Genomic DNA, 23772 nt, shown 5'->3' with positions numbered 1-23772 from the left:
TTTAAGAGCATCATGATCGAACTTCGCCACCTGCAATATTTCCGTACCCTTGCCGAAACCCTGCACTTCGGCCGTGCCGCTGAACGCCTGCATATCTCACAGCCGCCGCTGTCGCGGCAGATCGCTTTGCTGGAAGAAGAACTGGGGGTCAAGCTGTTCGATCGTTCACGTCGACGGGTCGAGCTGACCGAGGCCGGCCAGCGCTTCTACCTGGATACCGCCACGGTGTTCGCCGCGTTCGAGCAGGCCAAGCGCAACGCGCTGGCGGCTGCGCGGGGTGCGGCGGGCGAATTGTCGGTGGGTTTCATGATGTCGACGGCCTACAGCGTGACCCCGGTGATTACCCGGCGCTACGCCGCGCAGTATCCGCAGGTAACGCTCAAGCTGACCGAAACCCTGCCCCTGGACCTTGCCCAGGACATCAGTGACGGCAACAAGGACGTGGCGATCATGTACCGTCCGCAGGACTGCAGCGGGCTTGAGACCGTGACCCTATACCGGGAAGAAATGACCGTGGTACTGCCGCCGGGTCATCGACTGCTGGAGCAGCCGCTGATCGACCCCACCGAGCTGGCCGGGGAAACCTTCATCATCGTGCCACGGCGTATTGCCCCGGCGTTGCACGACATGATTTTCAACTACTGCCTGCAGCACGGTGTCACCCCGAACATCGGTCTGGAAATCAACATGCAGCAGACCATCGTCAACCTGGTGGGCGAAGGCCTGGGGATCGCTATCGTGCCCCGCTCGATGCGCAACATGCGCCTGGCCACCACCACGTTCCGGCCGCTGCGCGATGCGCCGCTGATCGAAGTGGTGGCAGTGTGGAAAGCCGACAATCACAACCCGTGCATCGCGCCGTTCATTGAGAGTGCGCAACAGGCCTGTCTTCTGGTGTCTCGCGAAGACAACGTCGCTTGAACGGGGGACGCAGCTCGCGCCTGCGCCGGATAAACAAACTGGCCAAGCCTCGTTTGGAGCGACAGGTGTCTCCCGCAAGTGTCTCCCTGACCTGCGCGGGCGACATCTGAATCGCCATCGCGCGCACCTTGCCGCGCACCTCAGATGCTCGCCCCCCCGCTCCGCCTGGCCTGCGCCACCCTCCCAAGTCCTTGGCACCGCTCTTGCTATCGCCCTTGCAAACAACATCAACGCAAGGAACATCTTATGCGATCGCCCATTATTACTGGCTGGTACCACTCGCCATTTGGCAAGTTCGACCAACTCGATCCTGAGCAGATGATGGCCGAGGCCGCCCTCGGCGCACTGGAACACGCAGCCATTGCGCCGGAGCAGATCGACTCCGTGCATGTCGGCCATTTCAACGCAGGCTTTCTGTATCAGGATTTTCCTTCGGCCTTGCTGGCCAATCATATTCCAGCGTTGCGTTTCACCCCTTCAATGCGCGTGGAAAACGCCTGCTCCACCGGCTCGGCCGCGATCCATTCGGCCCTGCAGGCGGTGCTCAGCGGCCAGAGCAAACACGCACTGGTGGTGGGTTTCGAGAAGATGAACACCCTGCCCACCGCCGAGGTCGGCAAGATCCTGCTCAAATGCTGCTATGCCAAGGAAGAAGCCAATATCGAAGGTGGCTTTGCCGGTGTCTTCGGCAACATTGCGCAAACCTATTTCGACCGTTACGGCGACCAGTCCGATGCCCTGGCGATGATTTCCGCCAAAAACCACGCCAATGGCGTGCTGAACCCGTACGCCCACATGCGCCGCGACTTCGGTTATGACTTCTGCCGTAACCCATCGGAAAAAAACCCTTTCGTGGCCGGACCGCTGAAACGCACCGACTGCTCGTTGGTGACCGACGGATCGGCCGCCCTGGTGATCAGCCGCGATGATTTGGTCGGCGACCGCCGCCACGCCGTACGTTTCCGTGCCGCTGTCCAGGTCAACGACTACATGCCGCTGTCCAGGCGCGACCCGACGTTCTTCGAAGGTGCCGCCCGCGCCTGGCAACAGGCACTGCAAACCGCCCAACTGAGCCTGGCCGACCTGTCGCTGGTCGAGACCCACGACTGCTTCACCATCGCAGAGTTGCTGGAATACGAAGCGATGGGACTGGCCGAACGGGGCCAGGGCGCGCGCGTCATCACCGAGGGCATCAGCCGCAAGGACGGTCGCCTGCCGATCAACCCGTCGGGCGGCCTCAAGTCCAAGGGCCATCCCATTGGTGCCACCGGCGTGTCGATGCACGTCATGGCGGCCATGCAACTCAGCGGCCAGGCCGGCGACATGCAACTGTCCAAGGCCGATCGCGCCGGGATCTTCAACATGGGCGGCGCCGCAGTGACCAACTACGTGAGCATTCTGGAGACCGTGCAATGATGGGCATCGACAACGTCATGAACCTGGGCGAACTGCTCAACCAGATCGCGCGTCGCTACCCGGATGCACCGGGTTTCATCCGCAGTGGCCGTGAGCACTCCTGGAAGGAAATTTCTACCCGGGTCGACAGCGTGGCCAGCGCCTTGCGCGAGCGCGGCATCAAGAAAGGCGACAAGCTGCTGGTGCACTCGCGCAACAACCTGCCGTTGTTCGAAAGCGCCTGGATCGCCTTTCGCCTCGGCGCGGTGTGGGTGCCCACCAACGTTCGGATCACCCCGTCCGAGGCGGCGTACCTGGGCAGCTCTAGCGGCGCGGTGGCGATGCTCTACGACGAAGGCCTCGAACATTACGTCGACGCCGTGCGCGAGGCATCGCCGACCCTGCAGCAAGTCATTGCCATCGGCCAACCCCGCGACGGCGAACTGGGCTACGACCAATTGCTGGATGAGGGGCGCGCCTCGCACGCCGCCTTCCGCCCGGCCGAAGTGAATTACCACGACCCGCTGTGGTTCTTCTACACCTCGGGCACCACCGGCCATCCCAAGGCCGGGGTGCTGACCCATGGCCAGATGGCCTTCGTGATCACCAACCACATCGCCGACCTGATGCCCGGTTTGAACCAGCACTCGCGCTCGCTGGTGCTCGCCCCGCTGTCCCATGGCGCCGGTATTCATGCCCTGGTGAACGTCGCCCGGGGCGCCGCCTGCATCCTGCCGTCCAGCGACAAACTGGACTGCGACGAAGCCTGGCGCCTGGTGCAGGAATATCGCGTGGACAACCTGTTCACCGTGCCGACCATCGTCAAGATGATCACCGAAAGCGACGCCGTCGACCGCTACGACCACAGCAGCCTGCGCCATCTGATCTACGCCGGCGCGCCGATGTACCAGGCCGACCAGCGCCATGCCCTGAACAAGCTGGGCAAGGTTCTGGTGCAGTATTACGGCCTGGGCGAAGTGACCGGCAACATTACCGTGTTGCCCGCCGATTGCCACGACACCGAGGACTCGCCGAACGCCAAGGTCGGTACCTGCGGCTACCCGCGAACCGGCATGCAGGTGGCGATTCTCGATGACGCCGGCAATGAACTGGCCACCGGTGTCGACGGCGAAATCTGCGTGCGCGGCCCGGCGGTGTTCAGCGGCTACTACAACAACCCCAAGGCCAACGAGAGCTGCTTCAAGTTCGGCTGGTTCCATACCGGCGACCTCGGCCATCTGGACGAACAGGGTTATCTGTTCATCACCGGCCGGGCTTCGGACATGTACATCTCCGGTGGCTCCAACGTCTATCCACGGGAAATCGAAGAAGCCCTGCTCACCCACCCGGCGGTGACCGAAGTGGCCGTGCTGGGCATGCCCGACGCGAAATGGGGCGAGTCCGGCTATGCGGTGATCGTCACCACCGCCGAGGTCACCGATGAGCAACTGCTGGCGCATCTGGAACCGCGTATTGCGCGCTACAAATGGCCCAAGCGTTTCGTGCGCTGGGACGAAATGCCCAAGTCGGGCTACGGCAAGATCGTCAAGAAACAGATCCGCGCGCTGCTCGAAGAACGCCAGGAGGTAGCGTGATGGCCCCGCATTTCGCCGAACGTGCCGGCGTGCGCACGTTCATCCATGGAGGCCCGCCGCTGTCACCACGCCTGCTGGACCTGGAAGTGCCCTACAGCGAAGAGCTGCGCATCGTGCTGCCGCTTGCCAGCAACGTCGCGGCGGGCGTGCTGAAGGCGCTGGAAGGTCGACGTTATGGCAGCGCGGTGGGACGCATCCTGTGTGGCGGCGCCGCACACCTGAGTTATCACCGCATGATTAGCACCAACAACCCTGAACGCCCCTATGACTACGGCCAGCCCGTGGTCCTGGACGGCTACATCACGTTTATAAGTGGCGCGATCACCGTCGGCCGCGACGCCCAGGGCGCGCCGCTGTTGCATTGCCATGCGGGTTTTCTCGATCGCGATGGTGAACAGCACGGCGGACACCTGGTGCTGGACAAACTGGTCGTGGGCAGCGAGCCCATGGTGATTCGCTTGTGCCTGTTCGACCAGGTCGCTTATCAGGTTCAGCCTGACTCGGAAACTCACTTCAACCTGCTTCATCCCGTCCATCAGGAGGTGTCATGAACGTCGCCGTAACCGAAGAGTCCCTGGTCCAGGGCGGCCGGCTGGGTCGCCTGGTGGTCGCCCGCCTGAAGCCCAACGAAGACATCATCGACAGCGCCGAATCCTTGTGCAAAGAGCACGGCATCCACCTGGCCGTGGTGCGCGGCGGATTGGGCAGTCTGATCGATGCCCAGCTTTGCTACCTGGGTCGCCAGGGCATGATCGAAATCCATGTCGAGGGTCCGGGGGTGGAAATTCTCAGCCTCAGCGGCGAAATCATCAGCGGCGAAAGCCGCTTGCAGGCGGTCGTGGCCGATGTCGATGGCAAACTCTATGCCGGCCGTCTCGAGCGAGGCAAAAATCTCAGCTTCATCACGGTCGAGCTGACGCTGCAAGAGTGGCTGCCCAACTGAACAGATTGCTTCATAACCCCATAACAATAAATCGTAGCCGTGTGCAAAGGGGCTAGCTCGCAGCCCCGCGCCCTGGACTTTCGATCGAATTGCCACGTCCATCAGGAAAACAACAATGAAGAAAATTCCTTTCGTTCGCCTGTCTTTGCTCGCCACCACAGGTGTCGCCCTGGCACCGCTGGCGCATGCGGACTTCGTCAAGGACAGCAAGGCCAACCTGGGTTTTCGCAACTACTACTTCAACAACGACTACCGTGATCGTGCCGGTCCCGCCGGGCAAAGCAAGACAGCGGAATGGGCGCAGGGATTCTTCCTTGATTACAAGTCCGGTTTCACCGATGGCACGCTCGGCTTTGGCGTGGATGCGCTCGGCTTGCTGGGGGTGCGCCTGGACGGTGGCAGCGGCAATCACCGCGGCAGCTCGATGATTCCCGATGACAGTGACGGCAGCGCCGTGGACAACTGGAGTCGGCTGGGGCTGACCGGCAAGATGCGTTTGTCCAAGACCGAGGCGCGCTACGGCACGCTGCAGCCCAAGCTGCCGATCCTGGTGAGCAACGATGGTCGCGTCCTGCCGCAAACGTTCGAAGGCGGCATGATCAGCTCCAAGGAAGTGGACGACCTAACCCTGGTCGGCGGTCGCCTGGAACACACCACCGGCCGCGGCTCGACCAACCGCTCAGGGCTCGCGGTGGCGGGTGGCACGCAGCAAAGCAATGAGTTTCTGTTTGCCGGCGCCGACTACAAGCTGACCAAACAACTCACCCTGCAGTACTACGCTGCCCGACTCGAAGACTATTACGTGCAGCATTTCGGCGGCCTGGTGCACGTGCTGCCCCTGGGCGAAGGCCAGTCGCTGACCACCGACCTGCGTTACTTCAAGACCGACGCCGATGGCCGCAACGACTCCGCCTCGGGCCGCGCCGCCGGGTACCGGGTGAGTGGTCTGGGCGATACCACCGGCAAGATCGACAACGACACCTGGAGCGCGATGTTCACCTACGCCCTGGGCGGAAACTCCTTCCTCCTCGGGTACCAGAGCGTGTCCGACAGCGGCAACTTCGTGCAGCTCAACCAGGGCAACACCAACGAAGGTGCAGCGGGCAGCAGTATTTACCTGTTCACCGATCGACTGGTCACCAGCTTTACCCGGGCCGGCGAACGCACGGCATTCGGGCAATACTCATACAACTTCGCCGCAATGGGGGTTCCCGGGCTGGTGGCTTCCGTCGCCTACCTCAAAGGCACCAACATCCGCATGGCCACCGGTGGCGATGAGAAGGAATGGGAACGTGACATCGCACTGGACTATGTGGTGCAGAGTGGCACCTTCAAGGGTGTAGGGTTCAGCTGGCGTAACGGCATGTTGCGCAGTGGCGTGCCCAGCGAATACGCCCAGAACCAGAACCGCGTGGCCATCAATTACACGCTGGCGTTGTTCTGATTGTCCGGAGCCCCTTGTTCTGTGCAGATCGTTCGATATCGACCCACCCACGGCGGCGTGCTTGCAACCTGCTCTATGACGCCAATATCAGCCTCATCAACCGCCCAAAACGTTATCAACACCTGAAGCCATCGTTCGTATGGCCTGAACCTGCCGCTACATGAGCCTTGAGGACCACACTATGAAATACTGCCTGGGCGACGCCCGCGTCGAAACCCATCCACAGAGCTGGGTCGCACCCAATGCCGTGCTGGTGGGCAAGGTCAAACTGGAAGAGGGCGTCAATGTCTGGTTCAACACCGTCCTGCGTGGCGACAACGAATTGATCCTGATCGGCAAGAACAGCAACGTCCAGGATGGCACGGTGATGCACACCGATATGGGTTACCCGCTGACCATCGGCACCGGCGTGACCATCGGCCACAACGCCATGCTCCATGGCTGCACGGTGGGTGATTACAGCCTAATCGGCATCAACGCCGTGATTCTCAATGGCGCAAAAATCGGCAAGAACTGCATCATCGGCGCCAACTCGCTGATCGGCGAAGGCAAGGAAATTCCCGACGGCTCGCTGGTCCTGGGTTCGCCCGGCAAAGTTGTGCGCGAGCTGACAGAGGCGCAGAAGAACATGCTGGAGGCCAACGCCGCCCACTATGTGCATAACGGCCAGCGTTATACCCGCGATCTGGTCGAGCAGGACGCATAAGCGCCATCGAACGGCCGGTGCCTTGGCGATTATGGTGATATATCTCTATGGGATGTTCAGGACAGATGTCGCTTCCAGGGTTGGGCGGAGCGACAGTTGAAGGAGACACCTGTTACATCCCCCCACGACGCCGGGTGCTCTGTAAGAAATGGATACATTCGTACAAACACTATTTTTCTTTGTAAAAACAGTCAGTTGAATACGAGCGTCGGCTATATTTTTTACCTCCACCAAGGCTGTGCCTTTCGTGGCACCTGAATTGCTATAGCTTTCGTATCCAGTCGCCGGCACCACGGCCATTGAATAAAAACAATAAGTCAGGAGAACCAAATGAGCGACTTTACTCGCCGCAACTTTCTCAAAACGGCCACCCTCGCTTCTGCCGCCGTCGCGGCCGCCGGGCTCGGTCTTTACAGCGGCAAGAGTCAGGCCGCCGAGTTCAAACTGAAGTTTGCCAACAATTTGCCCATAACCCACTCCATGAATGTGCGTGCCCGGGAGATGGCCAAGGCAATACGTGAAGAAACCAACGGTGCAGTGCAGATCCAGATTTTCCCCAGCAGCCAGCTCGGCAGTGATACCGATACCCTGGCTCAAGTTCGCTCGGGTGCCGTCGACATGTTTGCACTGTCGCCGGTGATCCTCGGCACGATGGTACCGTCGGTGCAGATCAGCGCCGTCGGGTATGCTTTCAGGGATTATGAGCAAGTGTGGAATGCCATGGACGGCGAGTTGGGTGCTCATGTCCGTGCCGAGATCGCCAAAACCGAAACGCTGTTTGCGTTCGACAAAATCTGGGACAACGGTTTTCGTGTGACCACCACCAGTACCCGTCCGATAGTCACTCCCGACGATCTCAAGAGCATGAAGCTGCGCGTGCCTCCGAGCCCCATCATCATGTCCATCTTCCGCGCCTTCGAGGCCGCGCCGACCAGCATCAACTTTTCCGAAGTGTATTCGGCACTCCAGACCCGCATCGTGGAAGGACAGGAAAACCCGCTCACCCTGGTGTCTTCGGCGAAACTGTACGAAGTGCAAAAATACTGCTCCCTGACCAACCACGTCTGGGACGGCTTCTGGATGCTGGGCAACAGTGCTTCGTTCAACCGCCTGCCCAAAGACATGCAGGCGGTGGTCAGCAAACACATCAATACCGCCGTGCTTGCTCAGCGCGATGACTTGGCCAAGTTGCAGGGCACCATCCGCGACACACTCGAGGAGAAAGGCCTTGAACTGGTGGAATCGGCCCCCGAACCCTTCCGTCAGCGGCTGCAAAGCGCCAACTACTATGGGGACTGGCACGACAAGTTCGGCGACGCCGCTTGGGCAATCCTCGAGAAATATGCCGGGAAACTCGCATGATGGGCGCGCCAGCGGCACTGGCCTCCACTCCTTCCATGCGCCTGCCGGCCCGGGCGCTTGTCTGTCTGAATACGTGGACCATGCGTGTGGTCGGAGCGATCACCGTTGCCTTGATGGTGATCGAAACCGGCGTGCTGCTGGCGGGGGTTATTTCCCGCTACGTGATGCACAGCCCGTTGATCTGGTCCGACGAGCTGGCGTCTTCGCTGTTCATCTGGATGGCCATGTTCGGCGCGGTGCTGGCCCTGGACCGCGGAGAACACATGCGCATGTCCGCGCTGGTCAACAAGCTGCCCGAAGCCTGGCGCGGTTTCTGCGAAACCCTGTCGGCGCTGGTGGTGTGCCTGTTCGTGGTGATGATCATCGCGCCAGCCATGCAGCATTCCCATGAGCAGATGTGGATCACCACCCCGGCGTTGGGTATCCCCGACGGCTTGCGTGCGGCGGCCTTGCCGGTCGGCGCGGTATTGATGCTGCTGGCTGCGGTGTCGCGCATGGCGCGGTTTTCCACGGTGCGCCAGTTCATGGCCGGGATTGTCGTGGTGACGGTCGTGGCCGCTGCATTGTGGTTCAGCCAGCCACTGCTGGCGGATCTGGGTAACTACAACCTGATCGTGTTCTTTCTGGTGCTGCTGGGTGCCTGCGTGTTCGGCGGCATTCCTATCGCGTTCGCCTTTGGCACTGCAACCGTGGCCTACCTGGCGCTGGCCACCCATGCACCGTTGTCGATTGTGGTCAGCCGCATGGATGAGGGCATGTCGCACATGGTGCTGCTGGCGGTGCCACTGTTCGTCCTGCTGGGCGTGGTGTTGCAACTGTCCGGCATGGCGCGCACGCTGATCGACTTCATGGCCTCCTTGCTCGGTCATGTGCGCGGTGGCCTGCAATACGTCTTGCTGGGTGCGATGTTTCTGGTGTCGGGGATTTCCGGTTCCAAAGTCGCCGATATGGCGGCAGTCGCCCCGGCGCTGTTCCCTGAAATGAAAAAACGCGGCTCCAAGCCCGAAGAGCTGGCCGCCTTGCTGGCGGCGACCGGGGCAATGACCGAGACCATTCCGCCGAGCCTGGTACTGATTACCATCGGCGCGGTCTGCAGCGTGTCCATTACTGCGCTGTTCATCGGCGGTTTGATGCCGGCGGTGGTTGCCACCGTGGTTATTGCGCTGGTGTGCTGGTGGCGTTCACGCAAAGAAGCGCGGCCCAATGTTCAGCGCGCGCCGCTATCGGTCATCGCGCGCACGTTCATGATCGCCTTGCCGGCCCTCGCGCTGCCGTTGCTGATTCGAGTGGCGGTACTTGAAGGCGCGGCCACCGCCACCGAAGTCTCCACCATCGGTGTGGCTTACGTGGTGATGGTCGGACTGGTAATGCACCTGTTCATGCGCCACATCGAGTTCAAAAAGGTGTACCCGATGATGCTCGAGGCGGCGGCATTGTCCGGCGCCATCCTGCTGATCATCGGCATGGCATCGGCCATGGCCTGGGCACTGACTCAGTCAGGTTTCTCGGCATCGTTGGTGGACTTGATCAGCGAAATTCCTGGCGGCGCCATCGGCTTCATGATCGTGACCATCGTCACCTTCGTGATTCTGGGCAGCGTGCTGGAGGGTATCCCGGCGATCGTGCTGTTCGGTCCGCTGATGTTCCCGCTGGCCGAGATGCTCGGCATTCACCCGGTGCACTACGCCATGGTGGTGATCCTGGCGATGGGTATCGGCCTGTTCGCACCGCCGCTGGGTGTCGGCTTCTACGCCGCCTGCGCGATCAGCAAGGTGTCGTCCGACCACGTCATCCGTCGCGTCTGGGGCTACCTCGCCGCACTGATCGTGGCGCTGATTATCGTCGCCTGTTTCCCATGGATTTCCATCGGTTTCCTTTAAGAGAGCATTTGTCATGAGCCAATTAGCGAACAAGCAAGCTCCGCTCGCCTCGGACCTGGGACGCGTGGCATTGGTCACAGGCGCCGCCATGGGTATCGGCGCGGCGATCGCTGAACGCCTGGGGCGCGATGGGCATACCGTGGTGGTGGCAGACATCAACCTGGCGGCGGCCGAAGAAATGGTCGCCGGGCTGAATGCCCAAGGCATTGAAGCGCTGGCGTTGGCGATTGACGTTGGCGATGGGCAATCCATCGCGGCGGCGTTTGCCTATCTGCAAGAGCATTTTGGCCGCTGTGATGTGCTGGTCAACAACGCCGGCATTGCCAGGACCCAGGCGTTTCTGGACTGCGACCTCGGCGACTGGCAGCGGGTACTGAATATCAACCTGACGGGCTCGCTGCTCTGCGGCCAACACGCGGCGCGACTGATGAGCGCCAATGGTTGGGGGCGGATCATTAACGTCGCCTCCATCAGCGGTATGCGCGCGAGCATGGGCCGCACGGCCTATGGCACGTCCAAGGCAGCGATCATCGGGTTGACTCGGCAGATGGCGGTCGAGCTTGCCGAATACGGCATTACCGTAAACGGCATAGCGCCCGGCCCGGTGGACACACCGTTGACCCAGATGCTGCACTCGGCCACGACCCGGGATTCCTACGCCAGGGCCGTGCCGATGCGGCGTTATGGAACACCAGCCGAAATGGCGGGTGCGGTGGCCTTTCTGGCTTCCGACGATTCGTCATATATCAGCGGTCATGTGATTCCGGTGGATGGCGGGTTCATGGCGTCGGGCATTCTGGAAATTTGAGCGACCGCAACGACACCGCTCAAACGATGCGTTCCTCGCGAGCGTCCTGCGAAAAGTAAGCCTGCCTGCAATGCGTGTCACCCGGCGCGAGATATTCGCCGCTGGGTGGCGAGCCCCTTCCTGAAGGCTTCGCCCATCTTTAACCGCTCGGTTTCAGGGGATGGAGCAAACTGAACCCACACCTTGGAAGAACAATAATGGCCGCCCGATCGCGCCTCTACCTGCGGAAATACCGATGAACTCCATTGCCACCCCTCTGCATCAACCTCTTGTACCCGAACTTATCGCCAACCTTAAAACCATCGTCGGTGACAGCCATGTGCTGACCGAAGCCAACGACACGGTGCGCTTTCGCCAGGGCTTCCGATTTGGCAAGGGCAGTGCCGTCGCGGTGGTGTGTCCTGGTTCGCTGCTCGAGCAATGGCGCGTGGTCAAAGCGTGTGTGGCCGCCGACATGATCGTCATCATGCAGGCGGCCAATACCGGCCTGACCGGTGGCTCAACGCCGGACGGCGGCTACGATCGCGAGGTCGTGATCGTCAGCACCCTGCGCATGCGCACCGTGCAGGTGATCGAGCAGGGTCGGCAGGTGATCTGCTTTCCCGGCTCGACACTGGATCAGCTGGAAAAGGTGCTCAAGCCGCTGGGCCGCGAGCCGCATTCGGTGATTGGCTCTTCGTGCATTGGCGCTTCAGTCTTCGGCGGCGTCTGCAACAACTCGGGTGGTTCGTTGATCCGGCGCGGGCCGGCCTACACCGAGATGTCGCTGTACGCCCAGCTTGGTGCGGATGGTCAGCTGCACCTGGTCAATCACTTGGGGGTCAATCTGGGCGATACGCCTGAGCAGATCCTCGGCAACCTGGAGGCCGGCCGTTACAGCGAAGCCGATATCCAGACCGACGCCGGACGCGGCTCCGACCACGGTTATGCAGAGCATGTGCGTGATGTCGATGCCGCCACGCCAGCCCGTTTCAACGCGGACAAGCAGCGCCTGCACGAAGCCAGCGGCAGCGCCGGCAAGCTGGCGGTGTTTGCGGTGCGCCTCGACACCTTCGCCGCCGAACGCGATACAGCGGTCTTCTACATCGGCACCAACGACACCGCCGATCTGACCCGGATACGTCGGCACATGCTCGAACACTTCGTTGAGCTGCCGATCGCCGGTGAATATATGCACCGCGATGCCTATGACGTGGCGGCTGAGTACGGCAAGGACACCTTCCTGATGATCCATCACTTGGGCACTCGGCGCCTGCCGAAAATGTTCGCCCTGAAAAGCCGGGTGGATAATGTCCTCGGCCGATTCACCTGGTTGCGCTCGCATTTGTCGGACCGCGTCCTGCAAAGGGTCGCACGCTGTTTTCCGAATCACCTGCCCAAGCGCATGAGCGATTATCGCCAACGTTATGAGCATTACTTGATGCTCAAGGTATCAGCCGCTTCCGTAGCGCCGGCCGAGGCGTACCTGAGTCAATTGTTCGAGGGGCGCGAGGGCGATTTCTTTCGCTGTACAGCCGAGGAGGGCAGCAAGGCCTTCCTGCATCGGTTCGCGGCGGCCGGGGCGGCGATTCGGTATCGGGCGATCCATGACAATGCGGTCGAGGATATCGTGGCACTGGATATCGCCCTGGCGCGCAATGACCGCGACTGGTTCGAAACACTGCCAGCATCCATCGAGCAGCAACTGATCCTGAAGCTGTATTACGGGCATTTTTTCTGCCACGTCTTCCACCAAGATTACATCGTGCGCAAGGGCAGCGATTGCCTGGCCGTGGAACATGCGATGTGGGCATTGCTGGACGATCGTGGTGCCGAGTACCCGGCGGAGCATAATGTCGGCCATCTTTATCCGGCGAAGGCCGATCTGAAGGCGTTCTATCAGAAGCTGGATCCGTGCAATACCTTCAATCCGGGTGTGGGAAAGACCTCGAAATGTCGGCACTGGCAGGGTGAGGCCTGAAACGGTCCGGCATGAAAAAGCGGCGGCATGCCTATGTGTTTGATCACCCGGATCTGCATCGGCACGATATCCAACTGCTCGCTGGTTTCTTCACTGATCACATGCTTGCGGCAACCACAGGCACAGGTCAGTTCGTGCTCAGGCAGTTCATGGATGACTTCAATGCGAGGCAGATCAGCAGACAGTGGCTTGCGCTTGCCACGGCGTTTGGGTGATACCCGAGAGGAGATTGCACGACTGACCGGGTTTTCTTGCCCGACGATCACTACCTGGTGCCAACGTTTTCAGTTGCATCGACTCGACGGATTGATTGATTGATAAACCAGGTCGTGGACGCAAGTCGCCGCTGTCTGCTGACACTGTCCGCCGTGTCTTGGAGCAGGTCACGAAACCCCGCATTGGCGAGTCACGCTGGAGCTGTCGAAGCATGGCGCGAGCTGTCGGTGTTTCTTCAACTACCGTTCATAAGTTATGGGCCGCCAATGACTTGAAGCCTCACCTGACCCGCACCTTCAAGCTGTCAAACGACCCGCAGTTCGAACACAAATTCCGGGATGTTATCGGGCTTTACCTGGCCCCGCCGGACAAGGCATTGGTGCTGTGTTGCGATGAAAAAAGCCAGGTTCAGGCCCTGGAGCGAACGCAGCCCGGATTGCCTTTGGGCATCGGCCACATCCAGACAAAATCCCATGATTACACGCGCCACGGCACGGTTACGTTATTCGCAGCGCTGGATTACCTACAGGGCAAACTGATCAGCAGCATCGAACGTCAACACCGTCATCAAGAATGGTTGGCCTTCCTCAAGAAAATCAACAAGCAGACCCCCAAGCACCTCCAGCTCCATCTGATCGTCGATAACTACGCGACGCACAAGAACGCCACCGTGAAAGCCTGGCTGGCGAAGCATCCACGTTTTCATATGCACTTCACACCGACGTCCAGCTCCTGGATGAACATGGTTGAACGGTTTTTTCGAGACATTACGGTGTACCTACGGGACGGTAGCTTTGCCTCCGTGCGCGAGTTGGAAAGCTCGATTACAACGTTCATGGCATTACGAAACGCACAGCCGACCCGATACGTTTGGAACGCAAAGGGTGAGGAGATTTTGAGCAAAATCCAACGGGCTCGTGAGGTGCTTGAAGCCGTGCAAGAAAGGTAAATTATTTCGAGAACAGCACACTCGTTATTGAGCGCAACACACACTCACTATCTTCCCGTTGCTGTTGCACCTGGAGGAGCGAATCCGGGCGGTACTTTGAGCCACGGGAAGCCCTGCAACGCCACATCATAACCAGTGTCGTAGAGCTTGCGCATGTATTCATTGTCGAACTCTTCCTTGTGGGGGAAGTTGAAACTCGACGGTATGAACCCGAGGTTGAAGTCCACGCCGTCGCGCTGGGTGGTGGCATAGATCCGGTAGAGGTCGCCGATGCCCTGGCTGTGGATCAACGAGGTGACCGCGCGCCCAGCGATGCTCATGGTGCTGCGCTCGACCTGCGCCCAGTCAGGATCGAGTCGCGCATTGCGTATTACGTAGAGCCTGCGCTCGCGGGTGAATCCTGCTTTTGCCGCCTCCTCTTTGACACGGATACCGGCCGGATAAGCGAATACCTGCGCCATGATGCCACCGTCCACGTGCATTTCCTGATAGGTTTTACCGTCGACTTCCACATCGATCATCATTGGCGGAAATCCTCCCGGAATCGAGGCGGATGCGATCATGATTTTCACGAAAAGGTCCAATGCCTCAGGACCACCATAGGTCGCGATTTTCCCCATGTCCCAGATAATGGGGCGTCGCGCATCGAGGTCGGCGGTGCCGATCAACAGAAAGCGGCCCTTCGCGTACTCGGCGGCGATCTCCTTGAGCATGTCATCGGTCACCGATTTGCGCGTCAGCTTCAACAGCGGTGCGTTGTCCGACATCGCATCGCCCAACACGCCTGCGAAAAAGCTGCGCGGCAAAATGACGTCTTTGGGCGATAAGGTGGTATAGACCCTCTTCAGCGTCGCGTCGTACTTCGGCCCAAGAAAGGCGAAAGGCGCAATCAGCGCGCCCGTGCTGATGCCGGTAACAAGTTTGAATTCAGGGCGCGTTCCTGTAACCGTCCAGCCATTTATCAATCCCGCGGTGAATGCACCATTGTCACCACCGCCCGAAATTGCCAGATATACCGCTGGCGGTAGGGGGCCCTTGTGCCCCTGCTTCACGAGGTAAGCCTGTTCCCGCCGCAGCGCTTCAAGCCCGACTCGGGTCAGCTGTGTCATGTCGCCGCCGCCGACATAACGCACCCCGGTCATGCCTGGGATCTCCGCTCTCGCCGTCAACTCGGTCGGCACCGCCGATAGGCGCGGCGGCGCCATGGCGCAACCTTGCATCAGTACAAACAGGGCCACAATCAGGCTGGTGGTTTTCATAGTCATCTATCTCTCTGTCTACACCCTGTTGAACGGATGAGTGGATAATCCAATAACGTCGGGCATCAGAGGCGCAGTAACCTATCGATAATGCATTTTTGATCGTTACCTGGCCCCCACCAGCCTTCAGCAGCTCCACCAGGCATCATGTAAAGCTTTCAGGCGCTGGCATTGGCTTCATGCTCGTCTGCGAAGGCCATGAGCACCTCCAGATCGAGCACATCCAGCTTGATCCGGGCGATAAAGGCGGAGAAAGCCAGGTTGGCGGCGAGCAGACGCAGATCGGCGGCCCAGGCCGGGAGATGGACCGGCCCCTGGAGCCAGCCGGACTCGAAGAGCGGGGCCAGGCGTACGGTATCACCCAGGCTGAGGCGCCCGGCGAACAGATAACCCACCAGTTCCGGCCGGTTGTCGCGGATCGCGATGCGCAACAGGGTATGGACGCCGAGCAAACCGGTCAGGTAGGCGGCATCCTTGGTGAACGCCGAACCGCCGCGCAGGTCGGCGCCGCGGAAAACCCGTTGGGTCGAGCGGAAGGACTCCTCTTGCGACTGTCCGGCAGCGAGAAAACCTTCAAATACCTGGATGAAATCGGCACCATCCAGCGCCTGCTGGACCGCGAGCACGCGCAGGGCGAGGCGGCGCAGGCGGTTGATGTCCATGCTGCCGGTGAACAGCTCGGCCAGAGTGGCGATGCCCTCCTGAGTCTGGGTCGTGCGTGGCGCACCCAGGCCCAGGCTTTTCAGGTTGGGTTGGAGCGCGCCGTTTTGTGCCGTGGCGACATGCACGAAGGCCTCATGCTGCAATAGCTGGCTCTTGTCCAGTTCAGAGAACAGGGCGCTGGCACGCAGGCGGATGCGGCTCGCCCCGGCGATGGCCTTGGCGGCCAGGGTCGGATCGAGCACCACCGTGATCCGGCCCAGGCCGAAGAAGCGGTCCAGTTCCGGCTGCATCCAGGCGGCGAAGACCTCGGCCGGGATCTCGGCCGGGCTCGGTGGAATCCGGGCACCACCCAGAAGGGCGTCGGTGGTCTTGAGGAAGAAATGGGCCGCGTCCAGCATGCTCAGTTTCTGGCTCGGGTAGTAGAAGTCGGGGCGTCGGTACAGCGCTGACGAATACTGGGTGAAGTCGGGTGTGCCAATGGCACCCAGCATGCGCCCGGCCGTAGCGTAGCTGCGCGCTGTCATGGCGAGGTAGCGCCCGGCCGGATGCCCCACATCGCAGCGGCCGATAAATGCTTCCAGGGCGGCGATGTCGGCGCTGTGCTCGCGCGGGCGCAGCTCGACCCTGGGCAGTTCTGCATGCCCGGCGCGCCAACGCGCCAGGAATACCTCCTCGACCCCATCCGGCCAGGCCAAGGCATCCAGCACGCGGATCTTGCGGGCCAAACCGGGCAGAGCGGCATCGAGTTCGGACAGGGCAGCGACGCTCACAGAAACCTCCTTGGGAGACGTGGGGCAATCGCAAAAGCTTAGTCGTTGTCGAAGCATCGCGTTGCGACAGGCCAAGCGCCGCATGCGCGCGTGCGGGCAAAACGCAGTTGCCTACGACCACCCATTGAGCGTCTATGCTGGGCCTACCGATCTCATATCTTTGCAGTGATTTGCCAGGAGGCAGTTCAATGGTCCCCTCGCTCAACTCCGAGAAGGCGTTTTCCCGCGGTCTGCTCGATGTCCTGATTCGTGCCGGGCTGATTGTCGTTCTGGTGCTGTTCTGCTTCGAGATCTTCCGTCCGTTCCGCGATCTGTTGCTCTGGTCGCTGATCCTGGCGATCGCCCTCTACCCACTGCAAGGCCGGCTCAAGGGCATGCTGGGCTACAAAGACGGACTTATCGCGACGCTGATCGTGCTGATCTCCATCGGTATTCTCTTGGTGCCGATCTACCTGTTGGGCACCTCAATTGTCGACTCGGTCGAGCATGTCATTGGCGTGGTCAAGAGCGACAGTTTCCAGATTGCTCCGCCGGCCGATTCAGTCGCCGATTGGCCGCTGGTGGGCAAGCGGCTGCATGGCGTCTGGCTTCAGGCTGCCACCGACCTTCCGGGGCTGACCGAGAAGTACATACCGCAGATCAAAGGTATCAGCCTGGCCCTGTTGAGCAAGCTCGCCGGGGTCGGCATGGGTTTCCTGATTTTCATCTGCGCCCTGATCATCGCCGGGATCCTCATGGCCCATGGCGAGGGTGGCAGCCGCAGTGCGGTGCAGATCGCTTCGCGCATCAGCGGTCCGGCCAAGGGGCCGCAAATGGCCGGGCTGTGCACCGCGACCATTCGCGCGGTAGCGCTGGGGGTGGTCGGTATCGCCTTTATCCAGATGCTGCTGGTTGGCGTCGGCTTCGTGCTCAAGGGCATCCCCGGTGCCGGACTGCTGGCCCTGGCGGTGTTGCTGCTCGGGATCATGCAGTTACCGGCGACGCTGATTACCATTCCGGTGATCGTCTTCGTGTTCGCCACCGAGGGTGTCAGCACGGTGGGCATCGTCTTTGCCATCTATGTCTTTGTTGCCGGTCTGGTGGATAACGTGCTCAAGCCATTGCTGTTGGGGCGCGGGGTCGATGTGCCAATGTCGGTGGTACTGATCGGGGCCTTGGGGGGCATGGTCACCAGCGGCATTCTCGGTCTGTTCATCGGCCCGGTGGTGCTTGCGGTCGGCTATCAGTTGTTCTGGCAGTGGGTGCAGGACCCGCCGCAGGCCAGCGCGCCCGACGACCAGCCGAAGACCTGACGGGCCCCATTTCTCCCCCATTTCACCCGGACCGGCTACTCCTCTTGGGGTGCTCCTGATGGAGGGACTGGGCCTCAGCGGCTGCGTGCGCCTGGGGCCGGACTTCCAGGCACCTGGCGAGGCCTGGATCGAACACTGGAACAGTCCTGCGCTCGACCAGGCCCACTAGCAGCGACAACCCGACAGCCGTCAATGGTGGCAAGTGTTCGTCGAAACCACGCATCTGACCCAGCGGCTAGCTCGCTGATCCTCTTTTTGAAAGGGGAGCAGCAGGCAAGGCTCCTGGTTCGGGCGTGAGCCGAGAATGGCCCGGTCTCGGAATTTTTACCTACCAGAAAGCAAAAAGCCCCAGCGCATGGCTGAGGCTTTTTGTTCGGTATTAGTGGTGCCCAGAGACGGAATCGAACCGCCGACACGGGGATTTTCAATCCCCTGCTCTACCGACTGAGCTATCTGGGCCGCGCGGCGGAATTAAACTTTTTTACGGCCGGGGCGTCAAGCACGAAATCAAAAAAAATCAATGAATACCTATGCTTACGATGGTCCGTAATTTGGAACAGCACAGCCTCAAAAACCGTGAGCTGGAAGTGGTTAGACTCGTCCGTTCCCTTGCACCCCATGCGAAGGTCGAGAGTGCAAGCCTGTAAGGACAACCCCACCCACGCGGCTGCCGGGATTATTTCGAGCTCGAGAAGCGGCAGGCTAAAAGATATGCTCAGGCCCCGGAAACGTCCCCTGCTCCACATCCTTCGAGAAGTCTCTCGCTGCCGACTGAAGCACGGAGCGCATATCGGCATACTGCTTGACGAATCGCGGCAGGCGGCCGGTCCGTAGCCCAACCATGTCCTGCCAAACCAGAACCTGAGCATCACATTGATGACCCGCTCCAATCCCCACAGTAGGAATTGAAACAGCTTCGGTGATCGCCGCTCCTACCTCATTAGGCACCATCTCGATCAAAATGGCGAAAGCGCCCGCGCGCTCAAATGCTTTTGCAGTGTCGATCAGACGCTGCGCGTCCTCCCCTCGCCCCTGGACTCGGTCACCGACAGTGTGGACTCGTTGCCGTACACATTGTTGGAAGCAGAATCGCCCACCAGCAAAACGGGGATTCCGGCCTCCTCGAATAGGGCAGCGGTATACATGTCATAGGCCGTCAGCATCGCCCATTTTTGCCCATCCCTTTTCATTTGTTTCAGATGCGGGATTCTGACTCTCTTCACCGCGCAGGCCGCGTTGTTATAGGGAGAGGGCTGGTCGCTCATGGATATCGTCTCGGTGAAAAATGGGTTAACTGAACAACTGCTCGATCAGCAAAATCACTGCGATGATGATCATGGCTGCGCCGGAGAGCAGGCTAACCAAGCGAGCTGAGGTTGGACGTGTTCGTAGAACCTTTTGTGAGCCAAACCCGACCAGCAGATAGATCACGCCGCAACTGAAGGCATGCACCAGCCCCAACGCAATAATCTGAATGGGGACGGGCCACACTGCCGTGGCGTCAGTGAATTGAGGCAAGAGTGCCAGGAACAGAAGGAATACTTTTGGATTCAACCCACTGACACACAGTCCCTTTATCGCCCAGCGCGGCGATGACACCGGCTCATGAAACTCATCAGCATGCGGAGTTGAAGGATGAAGCAGCATGTTGATACCCAACCAAAGCAGATACCCCGAGCCCACAACGGTAAGCACCGACATGGCAATAGGGTTGCTCGCCACTAGACCACCGACGCCTGCAGCAACAATCAACGTCGCAAGCACATGGCCCGACAAAAGCCCGGCCACTGCGGGAATGACGACCCGCCCCCTTAAACCTGCGGAAATCGCGTAGGCCCAGTCTGCTCCAGGCGTAATCACAAAAAGGAACGACACTGCCCAGAATGCAGCGAACACGGTGAGAGTCATGGCGCTATAGCTCCCCTGTGTTCACACATTGGAGGCTGGACCAGCCTCTTGAAAGTTTTCAAACCGTTTTTCTGCATCGACATATCCCACGAACAAAGGCCGTCTCCGCGCCCTGGGACAGAGGAGATCGGCAGCCAATAATCGAAGAAAGAATAATGAAATATTGCTAGAATTTTCTCCTAAAGATTCTTATTCAGACCGATCAGCATGGGAGATTCTTCTAAATGGACAGGATTGATCGAAATATTCTTTCTGAGCTCCAAAAGGATGGTCGTCTCTCCGTCACTGAGCTGGCTGAACGTGTCGGCTTGAGCCTTTCACCCTGCCATCGACGAGTACGTGCCTTGGAGGAATCCGGGGTGTTACTGGGCTATCGAGCGCAATTGGATGCAACCGCACTGGGCCTGAATTTTTCAGCGGTGGTATTTGCCACACTCAGGGAAGGCGATAGACAAGCGGTTGACGCGTTTGAAACATCGCTCATGGATATACCCCAAGTAGTCGATGCGCAGCGCCTCTTCGGAAAGCCGGACTATTTGCTCCATGTGATTACGCAAGATTTGCCGACCTTTCAAAAACTCTATGATGAGAGGCTCTCGGCGTTGCCCAATGTCCAGCGATTGACCTCGACGCTTGTCATGAAACACGTTATCCAGAATAGATCGCTACCGTTTTGATAACGAGTTGCCCCTGGCGCTAGTGACTCTCCGTCACTGGCGTTTTTTTCATTTACAGTTTGAAAGCGCGACGAGCGCTCTCTGCCAGGAAAAGGCTTTCTGTGTCCTGCCTCAAATCCAGATCTTCAAGCCCCGCCAAACATTCCGAGGGTGTCAACATGGGATAGTGGGTGCCAAACATGACCTTGTTTTTTCCTGCGCCCCGCATATACGCCACCCATTCCAGAGGGAAGCGAGAAGGCCCAGCGTTTTGTTTTTGCTCCCGATAGTTTGATCGCTATGGGGAGCACGCCCTGTTGAATCAGGAGCCCATGATTTCTCGGCGGCGACGATCCTGGGCACATCGATTGCCTTCTTCGCTCATGCCGTTGGGTAATTGCTCATCAAGCAAAGTAGTCCGGTGCTCGATCTGCTGAATCACCGAGTCCTGCAGGGCCTTTTTAGACATTGCATAGGCCACGTTACAATCCGCAGTAATGCAGCGAGCATAGGCGATCGCTGTGGAAAGCAATTCGGACTCCTCTACCACTTCATGGAAAAAACCCAATTTCTCGGCTTGCTCAAGAGAATAGAGCGCCCCCTTGAGCGTGGTCAGTGCACCGACTTGACTGCCCAGGGCGTATTTGATGATCTCAACATACGCCGCAGGCATTGGAATGCCGATGGGCACTTCATTCAAACCGAACTTGGCTTTTTTCCGCGCAGCAATTCGAAAATCGCAATCCAGGGCGGTGATCAGGCCTCCTGCAATCGCATGGCCGTTGATCGCCGCTACCGTTGGTCGGGGGTATTGAAAGATGCGCAGGTTGGTCGCGCGGTACTCGGCGTACCACTGACGAATACGCTCCTTGTTCTGGCTGCCAAACACCTCAAAGCTGTATTTGAAGTCGATGCCTGCTGAAAAGACGTCGCCTTGTCCGGTCAAGATGACCGGCAATTCACTGAACTCTTTCTCAAGCCGGTCGAAAGCATCATGCAGGTCCTTGAAAAAGGCATCGTTCTGTACGTTTACCTTATTGGTGTTCATGCGCACCACTGCGCAATCGTCGATAACGTCAATCTGCCAAGCCATGCTCACTCTCCTCATCAGTTGCGCCGTCGGGACGGCGCAATTTTCAATATCGCTCAAGATCCTGACGCGCTATTCAAGCGCCATGAAGTCGACCTTTGGGCCTTAACAGACCGCCAAACTGTGCTCTTCTTCCATTATTTCGCGCATCTTGAATTTTTGAACCTTGCCAGAAAGTGTCATCGGGAAGCCGTCGACAAATCGAATGTAGCGAGGGATTTTGTAACGCGCGATCTGACCGTCACAAAAGGCTCGAATGTCATCTTCATTCAGTGTTGCCCCGGCGCGCGGAACAATCCAGACGCACAGCTCCTCACCGTATTTGCGGTCCGTAACGCCGATGACTTGTGCATCCTGAATGGCGGGATGGCGATAGAGGAACTCTTCGATTTCACGTGGCGAGATGTTCTCTCCACCCCGAATCACCATGTCCTTGATGCGGCCAGTGATGCTGACATAGCCCTCCTCGTCCATGGTGGCGAGGTCGCCGCTGTGAATCCAGCCATCGGCATCAATCGTCTGCGCCGTCTTTTCCGGATCCTCCCAATACCCCTGCATCAAGGAATATCCACGCACGCACAGCTCACCCACCGTACCCACTGGAAGAACGGCGCCAGACTCGGGGTTGATAATCTTCGCTTCCAGATGCGGATGCACTTTGCCGATGGTTGATACTCGCTTTTCAAGCGGTGTGTCGGTCGTACTTTGATAACTGGCCGGACTGGTTTCAGTCATGCCATAAGCGATAGTCACCTCGCGCATGTGCATGTCTCGTTCGACGCGCTTCATGACTTCGATCGGACAGGCTGTTCCCGCCATGATCCCGGTGCGCAGGCTTGTCAGGTCGAACTCGTGGAAGCGTGGGTGATCGAGTTCGGTGATGAACATCGTCGGAACGCCGTGAAGAGCGGTGCAGCGCTCGTCCTGTACCGCCTGAAGGACTGAAATGGGATCAAACGAATCGTTAGGATAGACAATAGTGGTGCCGTGGGTCAGAGCAGCCATATTGCCCACCACCATCCCGAAACAGTGGAACAGAGGCACCGGAATGCAGAGTCGATCAGTCGCTGTCAGCTTTATGGCCTCTCCCAGAAAAAAGCCATTATTGAGTATGCCGCGATGGGTCAAGGCTGCGCCTTTCGGTGAGCCTGTCGTGCCACTGGTGAACTGAATATTGATCGGATCGGTAGGGTGCAGGGTCGCTCCGATACGGCGGACATTTTCGTCATCAGGGTCGCCTTCGGCCACCAGATCGCTGAAACGAATAAACCCTGGCACTATCGCTTCGCCGAGTTGAATCACCGCACGCAAAAACGGCAGTTTGACGGCTTCCAGTTGACCGGGTGTCGCGCTGTCAATTTCCGGCGCCAGGCTTCTGATCAGCTGAAGGTAATTGGTTGTCTTGAAAGACGAGAGCGATATCAATGCCTTGCAACTCGACTTGTTCAAGGCATATTCAAGTTCGGCGGCGCGGTAGGCCGGGTTGAAATTGACCAGAATCAGGCCGATTTTAGCGGTGGCCAGTTGCGTAACCAGCCATTGTGAACAGTTATTGGCCCAAATACCCACACGATCGCCCGGCTCAAGGCCAAGGCTCAGCAGCGCGCTTGCCAGTTGATTGGCCTCACGTTGCAATTGGGGATAGCTGTACCGAATATTTTGATGGCAGGAAACCAGCGCCTCATTATCAGGAAATCTGGCAACGATTTCGTCAAAAAACACACCCAAGGTTTTTTCAATCAGGGGGGTGTCGGTAGCGCCACGAGAATAACTGTCTTTTAGTGTGTTCATTATTGTTGTCTCAACCTTGATTCACTTGATCTTCTTGGTACTTTCAGCGTTTGAAGAGCCAAGACTCTTCAGGCGCTCTTGGTATCAATGAACATCCGGCATCGAAAACGCAGCTTCCCATTGGCTTCACTGTACGAGAGTGGCAACTGACACAACATTGGCAA

At 59.2% G+C, this 23772-nt stretch carries 18 protein-coding genes, 1 tRNA gene and 3 pseudogenes; 14 read left to right on the top strand and 8 right to left on the bottom strand.

Annotation, left to right across the window (positions count from 1 at the left end):
• Positions 1-12 precede the first annotated feature (12 nt).
• The 11 genes from GUY40_RS22360 to dld all read left to right on the top strand — a co-directional run bounded on the left by GUY40_RS22360 (position 13) and on the right by dld (position 13014).
• Positions 13-921, top strand: coding sequence for a LysR family transcriptional regulator (locus GUY40_RS22360; RefSeq protein WP_166571088.1), 909 nt, complete (start codon positions 13-15; stop codon positions 919-921).
• Positions 922-1167: 246 nt separating this feature from the next.
• Positions 1168-2337 (top strand): acetyl-CoA acetyltransferase, encoded by a 1170-nt coding sequence (locus GUY40_RS22355; protein WP_166571087.1) that lies wholly within the window; start codon positions 1168-1170, stop codon positions 2335-2337.
• Positions 2334-3911: an acyl-CoA synthetase gene (locus GUY40_RS22350; RefSeq protein WP_166571086.1), complete on the top strand. Its 1578-nt coding sequence runs from the start codon at positions 2334-2336 to the stop codon at positions 3909-3911. Before GUY40_RS22355 ends, GUY40_RS22350 begins: the two co-directional genes overlap by 4 nt.
• The gene (locus tag GUY40_RS22345; RefSeq protein WP_166571085.1) at positions 3911-4462 is read left to right on the top strand and encodes a hypothetical protein; all 552 of its coding nucleotides are present in this window, start codon (positions 3911-3913) and stop codon (positions 4460-4462) included. Before GUY40_RS22350 ends, GUY40_RS22345 begins: the two co-directional genes overlap by 1 nt.
• Positions 4459-4854: a PPC domain-containing DNA-binding protein gene (locus GUY40_RS22340; RefSeq protein WP_166571084.1), complete on the top strand. Its 396-nt coding sequence runs from the start codon at positions 4459-4461 to the stop codon at positions 4852-4854. The genes GUY40_RS22345 and GUY40_RS22340 overlap by 4 nt, the downstream gene beginning before the upstream one ends.
• Positions 4855-4969: 115 nt before the next feature.
• Entirely contained in the window at positions 4970-6298 is a 1329-nt protein-coding gene (locus tag GUY40_RS22335; protein ID WP_166571083.1) for an OprD family porin, read from the top strand.
• A 181-nt stretch (positions 6299-6479) separates the two neighbouring features.
• The gene (locus GUY40_RS22330) at positions 6480-7004 is read left to right on the top strand and encodes a gamma carbonic anhydrase family protein (RefSeq protein ID WP_166571082.1); all 525 of its coding nucleotides are present in this window, start codon (positions 6480-6482) and stop codon (positions 7002-7004) included.
• A 330-nt stretch (positions 7005-7334) separates the two neighbouring features.
• Positions 7335-8366: a TRAP transporter substrate-binding protein gene (locus GUY40_RS22325; RefSeq protein ID WP_166571081.1), complete on the top strand. Its 1032-nt coding sequence runs from the start codon at positions 7335-7337 to the stop codon at positions 8364-8366.
• Positions 8363-10246 (top strand): TRAP transporter large permease subunit, encoded by a 1884-nt coding sequence (locus GUY40_RS22320; protein WP_166571080.1) that lies wholly within the window; start codon positions 8363-8365, stop codon positions 10244-10246. The genes GUY40_RS22325 and GUY40_RS22320 overlap by 4 nt, the downstream gene beginning before the upstream one ends.
• A gap of 13 nt (positions 10247-10259) precedes the next feature.
• On the top strand, positions 10260-11054 hold the full coding sequence (locus tag GUY40_RS22315; protein WP_166571079.1) for an SDR family NAD(P)-dependent oxidoreductase: 795 nt from the start codon (positions 10260-10262) through the stop codon (positions 11052-11054).
• A 235-nt stretch (positions 11055-11289) separates the two neighbouring features.
• Positions 11290-13014: a D-lactate dehydrogenase gene (gene dld / locus GUY40_RS22310; RefSeq protein WP_166571078.1), complete on the top strand. Its 1725-nt coding sequence runs from the start codon at positions 11290-11292 to the stop codon at positions 13012-13014.
• A 32-nt stretch (positions 13015-13046) separates the two neighbouring features.
• Here the strand turns inward: dld and GUY40_RS22305 are convergent.
• Positions 13047-13226: pseudogene (locus GUY40_RS22305) on the bottom strand (IS66 family transposase zinc-finger binding domain-containing protein); the annotation flags it as partial.
• On the opposite strand from GUY40_RS22305, the pseudogene GUY40_RS22300 reads away from it, so the two are divergent.
• Positions 13168-14179: pseudogene (locus GUY40_RS22300) on the top strand (IS630 family transposase). The pseudogenes GUY40_RS22305 and GUY40_RS22300 sit on opposite strands and share 59 nt — an antisense overlap.
• Before the next feature lie 47 nt (positions 14180-14226).
• Here the strand turns inward: GUY40_RS22300 and GUY40_RS22295 are convergent.
• Both GUY40_RS22295 and GUY40_RS22290 read right to left on the bottom strand, forming a co-directional pair.
• Positions 14227-15444: a patatin-like phospholipase family protein gene (locus tag GUY40_RS22295; RefSeq protein ID WP_178117927.1), complete on the bottom strand. Its 1218-nt coding sequence runs from the start codon at positions 15442-15444 to the stop codon at positions 14227-14229.
• Between the two features lie 152 nt (positions 15445-15596).
• Positions 15597-16871 (bottom strand): flavohemoglobin expression-modulating QEGLA motif protein, encoded by a 1275-nt coding sequence (locus GUY40_RS22290; RefSeq protein ID WP_166571077.1) that lies wholly within the window; start codon positions 16869-16871, stop codon positions 15597-15599.
• A gap of 188 nt (positions 16872-17059) precedes the next feature.
• On the opposite strand from GUY40_RS22290, the gene GUY40_RS22285 reads away from it, so the two are divergent.
• Positions 17060-18163, top strand: coding sequence for an AI-2E family transporter (locus GUY40_RS22285; RefSeq protein WP_166571076.1), 1104 nt, complete (start codon positions 17060-17062; stop codon positions 18161-18163).
• A gap of 383 nt (positions 18164-18546) precedes the next feature.
• On the opposite strand, the gene GUY40_RS22280 is transcribed toward GUY40_RS22285, so the two are convergent.
• The 3 genes and pseudogenes from GUY40_RS22280 to GUY40_RS22270 form a co-directional block, all read right to left on the bottom strand.
• Positions 18547-18622 (bottom strand) — tRNA-Phe (locus tag GUY40_RS22280).
• A 243-nt stretch (positions 18623-18865) separates the two neighbouring features.
• Positions 18866-19428 (bottom strand): annotated as a pseudogene (locus tag GUY40_RS22275) (3-methyl-2-oxobutanoate hydroxymethyltransferase).
• A gap of 25 nt (positions 19429-19453) precedes the next feature.
• Positions 19454-20071, bottom strand: a complete 618-nt coding sequence (locus GUY40_RS22270; RefSeq protein ID WP_166571075.1) for a LysE family translocator — start codon at positions 20069-20071, stop codon at positions 19454-19456.
• Positions 20072-20295: 224 nt separating this feature from the next.
• On the opposite strand from GUY40_RS22270, the gene GUY40_RS22265 reads away from it, so the two are divergent.
• Positions 20296-20748, top strand: a complete 453-nt coding sequence (locus GUY40_RS22265; RefSeq protein ID WP_166571074.1) for an Lrp/AsnC family transcriptional regulator — start codon at positions 20296-20298, stop codon at positions 20746-20748.
• Between the two features lie 301 nt (positions 20749-21049).
• Here GUY40_RS22265 and GUY40_RS22260 read toward each other — a convergent pair whose 3' ends face one another.
• Together GUY40_RS22260 and GUY40_RS22255 are read right to left on the bottom strand one after the other, a co-directional pair.
• A complete protein-coding gene (locus GUY40_RS22260) occupies positions 21050-21820 on the bottom strand; it encodes an enoyl-CoA hydratase/isomerase family protein (RefSeq protein WP_166571073.1) in 771 nt (256 codons plus the stop codon).
• Positions 21821-21922: 102 nt separating this feature from the next.
• Positions 21923-23608: an AMP-binding protein gene (locus tag GUY40_RS22255; protein WP_166571072.1), complete on the bottom strand. Its 1686-nt coding sequence runs from the start codon at positions 23606-23608 to the stop codon at positions 21923-21925.
• Between the last annotated feature and the right edge of the window lie 164 nt (positions 23609-23772).

The organism is Pseudomonas sp. R5(2019), from assembly GCF_009905435.1.
Lineage (GTDB): Bacteria > Pseudomonadota > Gammaproteobacteria > Pseudomonadales > Pseudomonadaceae > Aquipseudomonas.
This window is presented reverse-complemented; position numbering and strand designations above follow the sequence as displayed.

What these genes read in the sequence shown, in the direction of transcription:
- GUY40_RS22265 (WP_166571074.1), top strand. Translation starts at nt 20,296, where the DNA reads ATGGACAGGATTGATCGAAATATTCTTTCTGAGCTCCAAAAGGATGGT.
- GUY40_RS22350 (WP_166571086.1), top strand. Translation starts at nt 2,334, where the DNA reads ATGATGGGCATCGACAACGTCATGAACCTGGGCGAACTGCTCAACCAG.
- GUY40_RS22340 (WP_166571084.1), top strand. Translation starts at nt 4,459, where the DNA reads ATGAACGTCGCCGTAACCGAAGAGTCCCTGGTCCAGGGCGGCCGGCTG.
- GUY40_RS22255 (WP_166571072.1), bottom strand. Translation starts at nt 23,608, where the DNA reads ATGAACACACTAAAAGACAGTTATTCTCGTGGCGCTACCGACACCCCC.
- GUY40_RS22345 (WP_166571085.1), top strand. Translation starts at nt 3,911, where the DNA reads ATGGCCCCGCATTTCGCCGAACGTGCCGGCGTGCGCACGTTCATCCAT.
- dld (WP_166571078.1), top strand. Translation starts at nt 11,290, where the DNA reads ATGAACTCCATTGCCACCCCTCTGCATCAACCTCTTGTACCCGAACTT.
- GUY40_RS22325 (WP_166571081.1), top strand. Translation starts at nt 7,335, where the DNA reads ATGAGCGACTTTACTCGCCGCAACTTTCTCAAAACGGCCACCCTCGCT.
- GUY40_RS22360 (WP_166571088.1), top strand. Translation starts at nt 13, where the DNA reads ATGATCGAACTTCGCCACCTGCAATATTTCCGTACCCTTGCCGAAACC.
- GUY40_RS22330 (WP_166571082.1), top strand. Translation starts at nt 6,480, where the DNA reads ATGAAATACTGCCTGGGCGACGCCCGCGTCGAAACCCATCCACAGAGC.
- GUY40_RS22270 (WP_166571075.1), bottom strand. Translation starts at nt 20,071, where the DNA reads ATGACTCTCACCGTGTTCGCTGCATTCTGGGCAGTGTCGTTCCTTTTT.
- GUY40_RS22335 (WP_166571083.1), top strand. Translation starts at nt 4,970, where the DNA reads ATGAAGAAAATTCCTTTCGTTCGCCTGTCTTTGCTCGCCACCACAGGT.
- GUY40_RS22355 (WP_166571087.1), top strand. Translation starts at nt 1,168, where the DNA reads ATGCGATCGCCCATTATTACTGGCTGGTACCACTCGCCATTTGGCAAG.
- GUY40_RS22295 (WP_178117927.1), bottom strand. Translation starts at nt 15,444, where the DNA reads ATGACTATGAAAACCACCAGCCTGATTGTGGCCCTGTTTGTACTGATG.
- GUY40_RS22315 (WP_166571079.1), top strand. Translation starts at nt 10,260, where the DNA reads ATGAGCCAATTAGCGAACAAGCAAGCTCCGCTCGCCTCGGACCTGGGA.
- GUY40_RS22285 (WP_166571076.1), top strand. Translation starts at nt 17,060, where the DNA reads ATGGTCCCCTCGCTCAACTCCGAGAAGGCGTTTTCCCGCGGTCTGCTC.
- GUY40_RS22260 (WP_166571073.1), bottom strand. Translation starts at nt 21,820, where the DNA reads ATGGCTTGGCAGATTGACGTTATCGACGATTGCGCAGTGGTGCGCATG.
- GUY40_RS22320 (WP_166571080.1), top strand. Translation starts at nt 8,363, where the DNA reads ATGATGGGCGCGCCAGCGGCACTGGCCTCCACTCCTTCCATGCGCCTG.